General features: G+C 39.5%; 16 protein-coding genes. 10 read left to right on the top strand and 6 right to left on the bottom strand.

The features are described 5' to 3' along the window. Position 1: 1 nt before the first annotated feature. The 3 genes from nuoN (at position 2) to AC1M9P_RS08285 (ending at position 3,434) form a co-directional block, all read left to right on the top strand. Complete coding sequence (gene nuoN, locus AC1M9P_RS08295; RefSeq protein WP_035267275.1) at positions 2-1,558, top strand: NADH-quinone oxidoreductase subunit NuoN; 1,557 nt, start codon at positions 2-4, stop codon at positions 1,556-1,558. A 132-nt stretch (positions 1,559-1,690) separates the two neighbouring features. Continuing rightward, positions 1,691-2,326, top strand: a complete 636-nt coding sequence (gene upp, locus AC1M9P_RS08290; RefSeq protein ID WP_035267277.1) for a uracil phosphoribosyltransferase — start codon at positions 1,691-1,693, stop codon at positions 2,324-2,326. Positions 2,327-2,444: 118 nt separating this feature from the next. After that, positions 2,445-3,434 (top strand): hypothetical protein, encoded by a 990-nt coding sequence (locus AC1M9P_RS08285; RefSeq protein WP_481587294.1) that lies wholly within the window; start codon positions 2,445-2,447, stop codon positions 3,432-3,434. 29 nt (positions 3,435-3,463) lie between these two features. Here the strand turns inward: AC1M9P_RS08285 and gigC are convergent, their stop codons facing one another. Further along, a complete protein-coding gene (gigC, locus tag AC1M9P_RS08280) occupies positions 3,464-4,342 on the bottom strand; it encodes a LysR family transcriptional regulator GigC (RefSeq protein ID WP_481587293.1) in 879 nt (292 codons plus the stop codon). A gap of 84 nt (positions 4,343-4,426) precedes the next feature. On the opposite strand from gigC, the gene AC1M9P_RS08275 reads away from it, so the two are divergent. Beyond that, positions 4,427-5,188 carry a ferredoxin--NADP reductase gene (locus AC1M9P_RS08275; RefSeq protein WP_035267285.1) on the top strand — a complete coding sequence of 254 codons (762 nt, stop codon included), beginning with the start codon at positions 4,427-4,429 and terminating at the stop codon, positions 5,186-5,188. 97 nt (positions 5,189-5,285) lie between these two features. Here AC1M9P_RS08275 and AC1M9P_RS08270 read toward each other — a convergent pair whose 3' ends face one another. Then, a complete protein-coding gene (locus tag AC1M9P_RS08270) occupies positions 5,286-5,708 on the bottom strand; it encodes a hypothetical protein (RefSeq protein WP_035267287.1) in 423 nt (140 codons plus the stop codon). 158 nt (positions 5,709-5,866) lie between these two features. Between AC1M9P_RS08270 and AC1M9P_RS08265 the strand changes: the two genes are divergently transcribed. From AC1M9P_RS08265 to AC1M9P_RS08255, 3 genes are all read left to right on the top strand, one after another. Then, on the top strand, positions 5,867-6,118 hold the full coding sequence (locus AC1M9P_RS08265; protein WP_035267289.1) for a hypothetical protein: 252 nt from the start codon (positions 5,867-5,869) through the stop codon (positions 6,116-6,118). Between the two features lie 201 nt (positions 6,119-6,319). After that, positions 6,320-7,999 (top strand): mechanosensitive ion channel, encoded by a 1,680-nt coding sequence (locus tag AC1M9P_RS08260; protein WP_481587292.1) that lies wholly within the window; start codon positions 6,320-6,322, stop codon positions 7,997-7,999. A gap of 67 nt (positions 8,000-8,066) precedes the next feature. Next, on the top strand, positions 8,067-8,276 hold the full coding sequence (locus tag AC1M9P_RS08255; protein ID WP_092766956.1) for a hypothetical protein: 210 nt from the start codon (positions 8,067-8,069) through the stop codon (positions 8,274-8,276). Between the two features lie 121 nt (positions 8,277-8,397). On the opposite strand, the gene AC1M9P_RS08250 is transcribed toward AC1M9P_RS08255, so the two are convergent. Together AC1M9P_RS08250 and AC1M9P_RS08245 are read right to left on the bottom strand one after the other, a co-directional pair. Then, positions 8,398-9,597, bottom strand: a complete 1,200-nt coding sequence (locus AC1M9P_RS08250) for a BaiN/RdsA family NAD(P)/FAD-dependent oxidoreductase (RefSeq protein ID WP_481587291.1) — start codon at positions 9,595-9,597, stop codon at positions 8,398-8,400. 102 nt (positions 9,598-9,699) lie between these two features. After that, entirely contained in the window at positions 9,700-10,560 is an 861-nt protein-coding gene (locus tag AC1M9P_RS08245; protein ID WP_481587290.1) for a 1-aminocyclopropane-1-carboxylate deaminase/D-cysteine desulfhydrase, read from the bottom strand. Positions 10,561-10,703: 143 nt separating this feature from the next. On the opposite strand from AC1M9P_RS08245, the gene AC1M9P_RS08240 reads away from it, so the two are divergent. The 3 genes from AC1M9P_RS08240 to AC1M9P_RS08230 all read left to right on the top strand — a co-directional run bounded on the left by AC1M9P_RS08240 (position 10,704) and on the right by AC1M9P_RS08230 (position 12,961). Beyond that, positions 10,704-10,898, top strand: coding sequence for an NF038215 family lipoprotein (locus AC1M9P_RS08240; RefSeq protein ID WP_035267295.1), 195 nt, complete (start codon positions 10,704-10,706; stop codon positions 10,896-10,898). 187 nt (positions 10,899-11,085) lie between these two features. Next, positions 11,086-11,709: a LysE family translocator gene (locus AC1M9P_RS08235; RefSeq protein WP_180028051.1), complete on the top strand. Its 624-nt coding sequence runs from the start codon at positions 11,086-11,088 to the stop codon at positions 11,707-11,709. Between the two features lie 133 nt (positions 11,710-11,842). Beyond that, on the top strand, positions 11,843-12,961 hold the full coding sequence (locus tag AC1M9P_RS08230) for a DUF6670 family protein (protein ID WP_481587289.1): 1,119 nt from the start codon (positions 11,843-11,845) through the stop codon (positions 12,959-12,961). Between the two features lie 61 nt (positions 12,962-13,022). Here the strand turns inward: AC1M9P_RS08230 and AC1M9P_RS08225 are convergent, their stop codons facing one another. Both AC1M9P_RS08225 and AC1M9P_RS08220 read right to left on the bottom strand, forming a co-directional pair. After that, positions 13,023-13,379 carry a hypothetical protein gene (locus AC1M9P_RS08225; protein ID WP_035267298.1) on the bottom strand — a complete coding sequence of 119 codons (357 nt, stop codon included), beginning with the start codon at positions 13,377-13,379 and terminating at the stop codon, positions 13,023-13,025. Between the two features lie 75 nt (positions 13,380-13,454). Next, on the bottom strand, positions 13,455-14,426 hold the full coding sequence (locus AC1M9P_RS08220) for an MBL fold metallo-hydrolase (protein ID WP_481587288.1): 972 nt from the start codon (positions 14,424-14,426) through the stop codon (positions 13,455-13,457). Positions 14,427-14,576 lie beyond the last annotated feature (150 nt).

The raw sequence follows: 14,576 nt of genomic DNA, 5'->3' as shown, positions 1-14,576 counted from the left end.
CATGAACTTCACACTATCATTTTCTGAGCTAATGCCATTAGCTCCTGTGATGATTGTTGCTTTAACAGCAATCATCGTAATGATTTTGACTGCAATCAAACGTAATCATAATTTAATTGCGACAGTATCTGTTATCGGTCTTAACCTTGCATTGTTGAATATTCTATTCACGTTGTTTACAGGTTCTCAGATCTCACCAAATGTCATGAACCTATTTATGGTTGATGCTTTTGGTCTGTTCTATCAAGTGATTATTTTGATTGCTGCATTGGCTTGTTGCACACTGTCACATGCATATATCGAAACCTATAAAGATAATCGTGAAGAACTTTATCTATTAATGTTGATCTCTGTTTCAGGGGCAATGTTAATGGTAACAAGTTCACACTTTGCATCATTCTTCATTAGCTTAGAGTTAATGTCGATTCCAGTGTACGGTCTGATTGCTTATACCTACCAACGCGGTAAGTCACTCGAAGCGGGTATTAAATATCTTGTACTTTCAGCAACTGCTTCTGCAATGTTGTTGATGGGTATGGCTTATGTTTACTCAGTTCTAGGTTCATTATCATTTGCGGGTCAAGTGGATGATATGTTCTGGGCGTTAACTAAGTCTCAAGATCCTCAATTGATGATGGCGCTGCAAGCTTATATTCCTCAATTTGGTGAGAAACTTACCACTGTATTTGGAATCTTAGGTCTTGGTTTAATCATCGCAGCTGTTGCATTTAAATTGTCTTTAGCGCCATTCCATAAATGGACGCCAGATGTGTATGCAGGTGCTCCAGCACCAATTGCAACATTCCTTGCTACTGTAGCTAAAGTCGCAATGATTGGTTTATTCGTACGTTACTTACTGTCTTCAGGAGTAATTGGTATCGAATCGATCAAAACGATTTTGATCGTCATTGCAGTGTTATCAATCTTGATTGGTAACATGCTTGCAGTGAAACAAGTGAACTTAAAACGTATTTTGGCATACTCGTCAATTGCGCATTTTGGTTACTTATTCCTTGCTGTTGTTACGACATCTTTCTTAAGCTTAACGTCAGTAAGTTTATATGTATTAACGTATGTATTAACGACGATTGGCGCGTTTGGTGCTGTAGCGTTGATGTCTAGCCCATACAACAACAATGACGAAGCAGAATCACTTGCAGACTACCGTGGTCTATTCTGGCGTCGTCCAGTATTGACGGCAACACTGACTGTGATGATGCTATCTCTTGCAGGTATTCCGTTAACTGCAGGCTTCATCGGTAAATTCATGCTGATCATGACAGTTGTGTCTGAAGCACATTGGTTCTTCGCTGCGATGATTATTGTGGGTTCTGGTATTGGTCTATACTATTACCTACGTGTCATGATCGTCATGTATATGACGCCACCAGACACTCCACGTATTGATGCTGATAAACATTGGGGTCAAAAAGTGGGTGGTATTATGGTATTGCTTGCTGCGCTTGCAGTGCTTGTAATCGGTGTATATCCAGATCCAGTCATTGCGATGGCAAATCAAGCACAATTGATCGCGCCATTACATATCGTTCTTCAATAGTTGATCGATTAATCTAAAAAAACTATTGTTGTTAACAAAAAAAGCCCTCATTCATTGAGGGCTTTTCTTATTTCTTATATTAAAAACATTTATAATAGACAGAATTTACATTTATGCTTCAGGTGTTCTCCCGTGCCAATCCAAGAAATTCGTCATCCGCTCATTCGTCATAAATTAGGTTTATTACGCCGTGCAGATATCAGCACGAAGAACTTCCGTGAGTTAGCGCAAGAGGTCACAATGTTACTGACTTACGAAGCAACCAAAGATTTACCTGTTGTAGATCACGAAATTAATGGCTGGAATGGCCCGGTGACAACACAGCGTATTGCAGGTAAAAAAATTACTGTTGTACCAATTTTACGTGCTGGCATTGGTATGCTTGATGGTTTCTTAAATCTTATTCCTAGTGCAAAAGTTTCTGTTCTTGGTTTAGAGCGTGATGAGGAAACATTAGAAGCACGTACTTACTATAAGAAATTGGTACCTGACGTACAAAACCGTATAGCGATGATTATTGATCCAATGCTTGCGACTGGTTCATCATTGGTTGCTGCTATTGATGTGCTTAAAGCGAGTGGTTGTAAAGATATCCGAGTGATGGTTTTGGTTGCAGCACCAGAAGGCATTAAACGTGTGGAAGAAGCACACCCTGATGTTGTCATTTTTACCGCAGCTGTGGATAACGGTTTAAACGAGAATGGTTATATCGTTCCTGGTCTTGGGGATGCTGGCGATAAAATTTTTGGTTCTGTACAAAAAGATTAAAATTTGATTAAATTATAGAGGAGGCTAAGGCCTCCTTTTTTATTAAGATTTTGATTCATCGATAAATTTAAAAAAACTAATTACTAAGAATCAATCTTTTTTATGCTGGGGAAATAACATGTTTTACAGGGGTGTTTTACATTCGTACGACCCTGCATTAAAAGCAGGAATTATCAAAATCAATGATCATGATTTTGATGTACATTTCGTATTGAATGACATGGCAAATTCCAGTATCGCGCCTCAAATTGGTGAGCGTGTGAAATGTATCGTGGTCGATAAAGACGACCAACGTCATGCAAAATTTATCGTGCGGTTAGACAATAAACATGCACGGGTCGAGCAACCCTTGAATCAACTTTTTTATCGTGCGCACGAAGATTTAGAAGGTGAGTCTAAGAAGTTTGAACAAGAGCTAGATGAGCTGATCGAAAAGCGTCTTGCAGATCAGGAAAATACGCTTGACTCACCAACAGAAATCCAAGATTTTGAACTAAATTTCAATACGCTGAGCAAAGAATCAATCGTGCTAGATGGTTCTGGTGCTGAACATCATGCAGATCAAGTTTCAGATCCAGCAACTAAAATTTCTTTAGGTGAACCTCTTGAGGAAGAGCAAATTAAAGAAATGCTCGAATCAAAGCCAAGTCGCCGTGTGCCAGTCTTAGATGAGTCAGCTGTCGTACCACTCACGAAAGTTCAACCTTTGAATGAGAGTGCGCCTGAAGAGAACGTAGATGATCATTTACCCGAGCCAACCCATGCAAAAGGGCGCCCACCAAAAGTTGTACGTAAAGAAGTCCCTGATGTTAAAACGCATTTTCAATTAAAATTTAATGCGCAAAAATTCATTACGAGTTCGCGTGTTGATGAATTCGGAGCTGATAAAAAATCTAAGAAAAAAGCCAAGAAGATAAAAGATCCAAACAAGCAATTTAATCCATGGATATTTGCAAGTATTGTCCCTATTTTAGTGTTCATTAATCTGGGTGTTTGGGGATTTCAAAAATATGAGCAATACAGAGAAGAGCAAGACGCAAAAGCAAAAATTTATGCGGTAGAACAAGAACACATTATCAAAGAACAAAAGAAAGAAGCTGAGAAATAAAAAAAGCTCCGATGAGGAGCTTTTTTTAATTAAGCATCACAGAATTTCATAAAGGCTTTTAAACCAGGTCCCTGATATTTTTGACGGTGTACTAACATAAATAAAGGCCGTGTGAGTTGCCAGAACGGCGTTTCTAAAATCACCAGTTGCTGTTTTTCTCTTAATGGTTCAATAGCTAATTTTGAAATACATGACATGCCTAAACCACCAGCAACAATTTTCAAAATAGCTTCATTATGACCCAAAGTTAAACGAATATTGGCATTCGGTAAGTCTTGAAGGATTGCGTTGTCAAAGACTTCACGAGTTCCTGAACCTTCTTCACGTAAAATCCATTCAGCCTGTTTAAAGTCTTCAATGGTCAGAGGGCGGTCTAATTTCGCCAAGGGATGATCTGGTGAGCAACACACAGCAAGCTCATCATCACGCCAGTGGATCGATTGTAATTGAGGTAAATGACATGACCCCTCGATAAGTGCTAAATCAAGTTGGAATTGATTAACAGCTTCAATCATTTGACGCGTATTGCCCACTTGAAGTTGCAAATGTGCTTGTGGTTGTAATTGAAGAAAATCAGCCATTAAATCAGGCATCAAATAATCACTAATGGTCAAAGTCGCCCCAATACGAAGATCAATACTTTGAAGCTCGCCTTTTGCCGCTTGTTCAAATGATTCACATCGACCTAAAATTTCAAGCGCCTGTGGGAGTAAAAAACGACCCAAGTCATTCAGTTGAAGTCGTTTTCCTAAGCGATCAAATAATGGTGCACCGAGACCATCTTCAAGATCTGCTAACGCCATACTTGCAGCACTTTGTGTGAGTCGTACAGCATCACTTGCTTTAGTTACTGTACCCTCTTGAGCGACAGCTACGAAAACAGCCAGTTGGCGTAATGTCATGCGCATGAATGAAGCCTTAATGTGAAAAAATATTAATAAATTATATTGTCATGCTACCATGAGCGCAGTCTGTCATGCCACGTAGAAATTATGTCAATTGAAAAATTTAGCGTAGAAAAAGTCCTTTCTGTACATCGTTGGACCAACACTTTATTTAGCTTTACCATGACGCGTCCTGCACATTTTAAATTTACCGCAGGGCAGTTCGCGCGTATTGGTTTGAAAGTTGGCGATGATTTGGTGGTACGTGCGTATTCTGTCGTTTCATCGCCTTTTGATGAAACTTTAGAATTCTTTTCAATTGTTGTACCAGATGGTGCTTTTACATCAAATTTACAACATCTCAAAGTTGGTGATGAACTTTATTTGGAAAAGATTCCTTATGGATTTTTGACCTTAGCACGTTACCAGTTACCTATGCCAAATGACCTGTGGTTATTGGCGACAGGCACGGGGCTCGCACCATTTATTTCTATGTTGCAAGACTTTGAAGTATGGCAAAAATATAAAAATATTCATTTGGTTTACAGTGTGAGAACAGCAAGTGAATTGGCTTACGTAGACCGAATTCAGGAAGTCGCGGATACCTTTGGTGAAGGTCATACAGGATTTAAATTTGTGCCAATTATTACACGTGATCCAAATGCACCATTGCATGATCGATTGCCAGTATTAATCGAAAATAGAGCGTTAGAGAAAACCGTAGGTGTCGATTTTAATCCGCAAACGTCACATATCATGTTGTGCGGGAATCCCCAAATGGTTGAAGATACAAAAGAGGCACTGAAAGCTCGCGGCCTGACCATGAATCGCCGTGGTGAAGGAAATATTGCAGTAGAGAACTATTGGTAAGTCCTAATCACCCTATCCTACGAGGAGAATTACGGCACAAAAAACCTCCATCTCGGAGGTTTTTTTCTAAATTACATAGGAATACTATGCGACATACTTAATGGACAAACATATCCATAAATTGACGAATCTCTTGAATCGCAGTATCGACATCACTCGTGAGCCAAGTCGGTTCAAATAAACCTGCATAATGTTCCAAGCGATCGTGTGGAACCACTAAACGAATTGGGCATTCTTCCTCAAGTAAACGCCAAGGAATAATGGGCACTTCATTATCTAAGAAGCAAGCGATGTTACGAATGTCGATGATCATGCCGTTGACACATTCAGGAAAGGGCATCACCGAAAACTCTTCAGTGCGACGGCGGAAATACTCTAAGTCACCCCACTTCAGCACATAGCTTGGTTTCGTAAACTCAATAATTCCAATCAAATGCCCATCACGGGTATGATGCAAAGAACAGGCATGAGTGACATCTGTGTCTAAATCTAAAGAGACACTTTGTCGGCGATAGGTCATACAGATCGACAATAAAAATGAGGAGGGTGCATATTATACTCTATTTTGCATCACAGCTCATGTGCTTTGATCGGTACGAATTGATAATGTTTTTTCACACAAAACAACATGATAGATTGCTAGTATAAAAAATCATCAAAATACATAAGAGGGGCATCATGGTAGATCAATCCAATCATCCGACCCATAATGATCAAAAGAAGAAAAGTAAGATCCCAGTGTATATTCTGATTATCGTTGGTATTTTTTTAGCAGCCTTCATTTTCTATATGCTCGCTGATCGTGAACCAACACCAGGTCAAATTCCTGCTGATACGACTATTCCTGCAACTCAGGATAATGCAGATACAGCAACGGCAACAGATTCAGCAGTGGATAATACCGTTACTGCAGTCGCAAACGATCAATAAACCACTACACTTTTCATGTTTAAACCCAGCTTAGGCTGGGTTTTTTCTTGATTTGCAACAATGTGTTGTATTTATGATGCTTTGAGTTGATTAAAAAATATTCGAAATTTATGGTGTGATGACGCGATCGAAAAATGATCTAGGGAAAAGAATTAAATCAATCGTAATTCAGAACACTTAACATAAGAAGAGGCGTAACCAATGAATGATGAATATAACGGCTTCACTCGAAATGGGGGCTTTGATGCAATGTATTATTGGGAGCAATTCCAACCAATTATTGCTGCAGTGGCCATTTTACTCATAGGATGGATCATCGCTTTAATCGTTGCCGCAGGGGTTAAGAAGGTACTTGCAAAATTAAATACCAATCAAAAATTGAGTAGCGCGACAGGACATCGCTCAAATATAGAAAATATCATCTCCAGAGTCGTTTTCTGGCTGATTCTCATTATTGCTGTTATCGGTTCACTCAATGTTTTAAACCTGACCAGTGTGAGTGGTCCGTTTAGTAATATGGTTCAACAATTCTTACTATTTATCCCACAATTATTGGCTGCAGTAGCAGTTGGTTTTATTGGATGGATCGTAGCCAATTTGGTCAAAGTTGGATTAACTCGACTACTCAGTCGTACACAACTGGATGAAAAACTCAGTCAAGACGTAGGTGTGAGCTCATTTAGCCAAAATATCAGTGAAATTGTTTACTGGCTCATTTTATTGCTGTTCTTACCGATCGTGCTGTCTATTTTGGGCTTAAATGGTTTGTTATATCCAGTTCAGAATATGGTGACTGAAGCCGTTGCATACTTGCCGAATATCTTTATGGCAGGTGTGATTTTATTTGTTGGTTACATTTTGGCAAAAATTGTACGCGGTATTGTCGAAGGGCTACTTTCAAGTTTGAATGTTCAACAGCAAGCTGAAAAAATCGGAGTTTTTAAAAATTCCAATCTGCCTAAGCTATTAGGATCATTTGTATTCGCCTTAGTCATCATTACTTCACTGATTATTGCGTTTGAGGCTTTGGGTGTAGACGCGATTTCACAACCAGCAACGGCTATGTTGTATGAAATCATGAATGCAATTCCGCATATCATCGCAGCAGGTTTAATCCTGATCATTGCTTATGTGGTCTCACGTTTCGTATCTAATCTTGTGGTTGAAGTGATCGCTGGGACAGGTGTTGATAACATTCCTCAAAAGCTCGATATGCAACGATTTTTGGGTCAAACCAAAATATCAAAAGTTGTCGGTCATTTGATTGTATTCTTCACCATGCTCTTTGCGGTGTCTGAAGCTGCAAATCGACTAGGATTCGATCAAATTAGTGATTTGATTGCGATGTTCATTTACTTCGGAGCGAATGTACTTTTAGGTGCGGTTATCCTCGTCATTGGTTTCTGGCTAGCAAATCTAGTTGCCAATGTGGTGAAACGTGGTGAGACCAATAGCGCACATTGGTTAGCGAATCTTGTCCGAGTACTGATCATTGGTTTAGTCGTGGCAATGGGCTTGCGTGCAATGGGAATCGCTGACTCGATCGTAAATTTAGCCTTTGGATTAACACTTGGAGCGGTTGCTGTCGCTTTTGCACTTGCATTTGGTCTAGGTGGTCGCCAACCTGCAGAGCGATTGTTGACTGACTTAATCGATAAAGCGAAATCTGACGCGAATAAGCCAAGACCAAATCAGCCTGAACAAGTCACGCCACCACTTACTGAGCAAATGGATGCTTCAACTGTCGCGGAAGAATATCAAGACGAAGACATTCCACCCACGCAAATTGATGTAGAGGCACCAACTCAACCATTGAATAATCCTTATGGATCTACAGGAGAGTCGGATCAAAATACGCCGCCTAAAAATGACCCTAAATAACATGTAATTTTGTGTCGGGATCAGTCAGCATGGTTTGGCTGATCCTCATGAAAAAGAGTAAAAAATTATGAGTAAGAAATTTAATAAATTATTTGCCCCAATAGTGATTGCGGGTATCACCGTGGGTTTTTTAGCAAGCGCTTACCGCTTTGTTTTTGCAAATTCAAAAGCTACTGAAAACAACAGACTCAATACACCATCTATTGATGATGCAGTAACAGATCCAACCACACAAATGCTTGATTCAACTGATACCAACGCCCAAAGACCCTCATAAATTGCTGCATTTAGAAAAGATAAATGAATAATGAAGCATTCGATTGATCAATAGGGATGATAGTCAAAGAGGGCAAAGGATGCCCCCTTTAATTACAAAATGAACAATACTGGTTTTTTAATTAGACATATTCAGAGGCAGCATGTGCAGATGACCAAGCCCATTGAAAGTTAAATCCACCTAAATGTCCCGTTACATCGAGTATTTCTCCGACGAAGAAAAGTCCTTTTTGCTTTTTACTTTCCATTGTTTTTGAGGAAACTTCCGTGGTATCAACTCCACCTAACGTAACCTCAGCCGTACGGTATCCTTCAGTACCAGAAGGCTTAACTTCAAATGCATGAAGACGCTGGGCAATCGCCTCTAGCTTCTCATCACTGATATTCCCGATTGATATTTCAGCTTGATCCACCCAAATCAACTGTTGCAATTCAACTACGACACTTTTCGGTAAGTGTTCAGCGAGTAAGGTGCGAAGTAACACTTTAGGTTGATTTTGTTTTTTAGTTTTAAAAAAATTGAAGAGATCGATACTTGGTAAAAAGTCGACTTTAAAACTTTGACCCACATCCCAATAGTTTGAGAGCTGTAAAGAACTTGGACCACTTAAACCACGGTGCGTAAACAAGAGTGCTTCAGTAAAGCTATTGAGATGATTGCTTAATGTCGCTTCAACAGCATTGCCACTGAGTCGTGTCGTCACTTCTTTGAAACCATCAGAAAAAGTAAAGGGGACTAGACCTGCACGAGTCGGATAAACATAGTGTCCAAATTGTTTAGCAATCTCATAGCCAATGCCTGAGCCACCAAGCGTCGGAATTGAGAGACCACCAGATGCGACCACGACAGATTCAACTTCAAAAAAACCTAAATTGGTTGCCACTTGAAAACCGTGCTCCTCAAGGGCGTTGACGGCTTTCACCTCGCAACTGGTTTTGATGTCGACTAGACCAGTTTTATCACATTCAGCAAGTAACATGGCTAAGATTTCTTTCGCGCCGTTGAGGGTAAAGAGCTGACCGTGTTTACGTTCTTCGTATTCAATGCCATATTCGCAGACCAAGCCAATGAAATCCCAATTGGTATAACGAGTGAGTGCTGAGATAACAAAATGCGGGTTATGTGAAATATAGTTATCAGGCTCAACATACAGATTGGTAAAGTTACATTTACCGCCACCTGACATGAGAATTTTTTTCCCCACTTTATTGGCTTTTTCAACCACCACGACACGACGCCCACGTTGAGCAGCCATATATGCGGTCATTAAACCAGATGCACCCGCACCTATTACTAAAACATCGTATTGCTTGGAAGACATGAAAATAATCAAAAAACGAAACAGCGCAATTATAACGGTAAATTAAGATGAACTGAGCATTATCGGATTAATTCAAGCGAACAGCAGCAGAAGCAAGATCAACTAAATCGTTCGACCTTGAAGCCCGCCCGAATGAATGACTAAAACTTTAGCGTTTTTGGGGAAATAGTTTTGTTGTATAAGATATTGAATGCCAAACATCATTTTTCCGGTATAGACTTGTTCAAGTGGAATACGGTATTCATATTCAAACTTTTCAATAAATTGAATCAGTTCAGATCGGGTCTTGGCATAGCCTCCGAAGCAATAATCATCAGTGATATGCCAGTTTTTTTTACCCGTCAGTAGTTTTACTTCATCATTCAGAAAATTGCCTTTCAATGCAGAAAATCCAATAATTCTTTGATGGTTTAAACTGCGCTCAATCAATCCTGAAATCGTACCGCCTGTTCCGACAGCACAACAAATGAAGTCAAAGGTCTGATCAGCATCTTTTAAAATTTCTTGGGTGCCCTGAATGGCAAGTGAGTTGGTACCACCTTCTGGAATTAAATAACTTTCAGGAAAGCGTTGCGCTAAGTGAGCTAAAAACTCAGGATCATTTTTGTGTCGATATGCTTCTCGTGAGATAAAATGCAGCGCCATACCAAAACGTTCTGCGGTGGCGAGGGTGTGATTGCGGGCTGAGTTTTTGAGTTCTTCACCACGAATGATCCCAATAGACTGAAAGCCAAATTGATGCGCAGCAAACGCTGTGGCGGCAATATGATTTGAATAAGCCCCACCAAAGGTCATTACATTCTCAAAGCCTTGACGTTTTGCCTCAATAAAATTGTATTTCAGTTTATAAAACTTATTTCCAGAGATATGTGGATGAATTTGGTCTAAACGGCGAACGGTGATGTTTAAACCATTTAAAGAAATTTCCTGATCTTGAACCTGTTGGGCAATCGTATCAAACATAGTGCGAGTATTTGGTTTTTTAAGAGTATATCGGATTTCGAATCTTAGCTCTTACTTGGAGAAATTGAAAAACAGTGAAAAATATGTTTAAAAAATAATCAAAAGTGCTAATCTGAAAGAAAACGGAATTTTGGGAGGGTGGGATGAAGCAATCTCTATCCATTTTATTATTGGGTTTGTTTGTTTTAACGGCCTTAGGCTGTGAGCAGGACTTTCTAAACAAACCGAAAACTGAAGCACGAAGTATGATTATTGCTGGCGTACCTGTACAGGAAAGGGACTATCGTTTGTCTCCGCACGAAACTGCATATAATGAAGCACTGTCAGATGATGATTAGCATGACTTGGCTATTTTTATAAAATCAATTGTATTTAATTTATACAGTAAACTAATTCGCTAAAAATAATAAAATAAATAGTGAATAATTTTAATATTTAAAAAAATCACTCAAATAATTAGGGAAATATTCATAAGGCTTCCAAGTAGAATAACGCGATAAATCAATCATCTACTATGGAATTAATGTGGAATCAATTTGGATTTTAGGTTCGATTGCAGCAGCACTTTTACTGGGCGCAATGAGTCCGGGGCCGACTTCAATCTATGTCGCTAAAAATTCAATCGCTATTTCGCGTAAACATGGTTTATTTACTGCACTGGGAACTGGTCTCGGTGCTGCGATTTTTGGTTTATTGGCAGTATTAGGCTTACAGGCATTCTTACTTGCAGTGCCTTCAGCATATTTGGCTTTGAAAATCTGCGGTGGATTATATTTATTGTTTTTGGCATATAAAATTATTAAACATGCCAAAGATCCAATCGAAGCTGATCATTCTGCATCGCATCCGATGAGTTTACGACGTGCATTTACCACAGGCTTAATTACTCAATTGTCGAATCCTAAAATTGCCATTGTACTTGCCAGTATTTTCACAGCTTTATTACCCAAAGAGATTCCGTTGTATTTTTACTTTGTGTTACCAATGCTGTGCTTTTTTATCGATGCTGGTTGGTGCTCGTTGGTGGCGGTTGCTTTATCAGCAGAAAAGCCACGTGCGGTGTATTTAAAATTTAAGAAAGTATTTGATCGTGGTGCGGGCATTGTGATGTCTGTGCTCGGATTGAAATTGATTTTTGGTGTGAAGTAGATCACATTTTTAATCTTGTCTAACAATTTTTATGATCTGACCTGAATTCACATTTGCCAGTCCTGATCAGCTATAAAGAACTGAGGAGAGGTTGTTTAGGGTGTAAACATCTCTCATTGTTTGTGAGTTTGTTATGTATTCTCTCCTCAGTAGTCATTCAAAAAATAAAAGTCTACAACAAAAGTTCTACTATCAATTGGGTCAAATGGCCAAAAACCTTTTGGGTGCAGTAGAGCCAGAAGAACAAGCACTTTTACCGCGCGAATATAATTTAGACGCGCATGTTTTTCATCGTCAATTCGCGAGTACGCATTATGGAATCATGATTCCAGATTTGCCTGAGCCTTTTCGATATCTGTCCTATGCTTCTGTCATTGGTGATGTCGGTGCGAAGATAACGCATTTACCCAAGTCGATTTCGGGTCTTAGTCCTGAAAATACCGCTACTTTGGTCCATGGAACAGCCTTATCGACAGATGAAGAAGCCTTTCGCATTTATAACATTCAAGACGAAATTGTATTCCATCAAAAGCCATTTAAGGTTGAGTTTGGTCGAGAATCTTTCCTTGCTGAAATAGAAGGGAGTTATCATCTAGTATCTGAACGTGATGATCTGCAAGTTGATCTTTGGTTAACCCCAACGCCTGCCATTACGTGGTTTGCACATAGCATGTTATATCAGCACTTTAGTGTATTGATGCAATATGACGGTCATTTGACCCAACATGGAAAACGTGTTGAAGTTAAAGGGTTATGTACACTGGAACATTGGAAAGCAGTCTCAAGCTCAATGTTGCCGACTCCCATTAAACCGACCACAGGATTGGTGCCTTTAGACAGTTTTAGTTATCAAGTCATCAACATAGATGATGAGTCACAATTGGTCTTGGCCTATATCGGTTTTGCAGGTGAACCTACTTATACCGCCGTGTCTTATCGCCATATTGATGGTACTTCTATTCAATATGATGGTGAGGTTGCTTTTCAAGTGATCGCATTAAAGCCTGATCCGAAAATAACACCTGACGGTTTTGAAATGGAGGTGCCTCAGTCTTTCAGATGGATTGCACATCATCAAGGTGAGAAAGTGTTAGATATTCTTGCGGTGGCAGATACGGAATATTGTTATGGTTTAGCTGCAGGTTATGTGAGTTCTTATCAGTGGAGTGGTTTGCTGAATGGAACTGAACGTAAGGGGCGAGGTTATGTTGAATATATCGACCGAAGACAGAACGTAAATTTAGACACCTAATTTTTGATTTAAATATGCCCATAAAAAAGCCTCTAAACGTATTAGAGGCTTTTTTAAAATCTTATTTCTTACATTCAGGCTGTGAACGGTCAATTACTTGTGTACCTTCTACACGATAACCAATTTGACCAACAATGAATGCTTGATTCAATTGAGTGATCACCACATCAGAAAGAGCCACAGCGCAACGATTTTTTTCAATAGCACGATCTACAGCAGTTTTAAAGTTTGGAACCCCTAAAGGGAACAAGACAACTGGGACCTTATCTTCACCTGTTACACGTTCACCTTTCACGAACTGATTAGAGTTAAGATTGTAGTTTTTAGTTGAAGCAACTGTCATATCCGCCATACGAACTGAACAGCCTGTCGCCAATACTGAAGTTGCTGCGATAATTGAAATTAATAATTTTTTCATTAGTTTACCCCCGTTTTTAAGCGAGGGAACTTTAAATAAAAATACTTGAAATTTCAACCATTGCGTGACTTTAGTTTAATCTTTAAAGTGAACTGGCACCCACTGATAGCTTTGTCCATCTTTGGAATAAATGTGCCCAAGCCCCGGGAATGGTAAATGCGGTGCTGCAATCAACTGTCCATCTTTGGCATATTCAGCAAAGTACTTTAAGCGAGTTTGGATTGCCGTTTGTGGATCGATATCAAACTCAATCGCGGTTTCAGGTTTGTCGAACTGCAAGGTATGTGAATGTACGATGTCACCAATAAACACCACTTCTTGTCCATCAGCTTTCAATTTAAAGCTGTAATGTCCTGGTGTATGACCAAAGGATGGTTTAAATTCGACATCGCCGAAGCGTAAAGATTTGTCTGAGAAGACTTTAATCTGTTTGGCTTTTTCATATGGTGCAAGCGCTGCTTTGATTTTTTCTACTGTTCCTAAAAAACCTGCTTGTTTGTCTTTTGGTAGTTTTTTAACCGTATTTGGACTCATCCAATAGTCATATTCCGTTTTTGAAATATGCAGGGTGGCGTTTGGATAATTCGCTACGCCATTGTTTGAAATACCGCAAACATGGTCAGGGTGTAAGTGAGTGAGGAAGATGCCATTCACTTGCGTAGGCTCATAGCCCGATGCTTTAAGGTTGTTATAGATTGAACCTAAATGAGTGCCAAAGCAGCTAGCCGCACCGCTGTCGACCATTAAAAGTTGATTGCCTGTATTAATGAGAAAGGCATTGACTGAGGTTTGGATGCCTTTGTCATTCACCGCAGCGTATTTTTTAAGAATCTCGGTTTTTTCACTGTCGCTTAAGCCTTTAAACATAGATGGATTGAGGTAGTTTGTACCATCGAGTAGGGCGGTGATTTGGGTATTACCGATTTGGTGATGGTAGTAGCCAGCGACTTGTTTTTGCGCTGGGATGGTAGTGGGTTCAACTGCTTGGGTGGTGAGGGCTGTGGTGCTTAGAGCAAATATAAAGAATAAGGGTTTTAAAGTTTTCATATGTTCTTTTCGGTTTTAAGGGATTGCTTCTTTTTATCATATTTATCGCGAAAAATTAAAACTAGTGGAATGCTCCTTCTCCCTTTGGGAGAAGGTTGGGATGAGGGAATTCTAATAATTAAAATGTTTGCCTTACTTTTGTCGGGGCAA

This window comes from Acinetobacter sp. 25-47-122 (assembly GCF_056779695.1).
The sequence above is the reverse complement of the archived record's forward strand: the minus strand, read 5'-3'. Positions and strand labels throughout refer to the sequence as shown.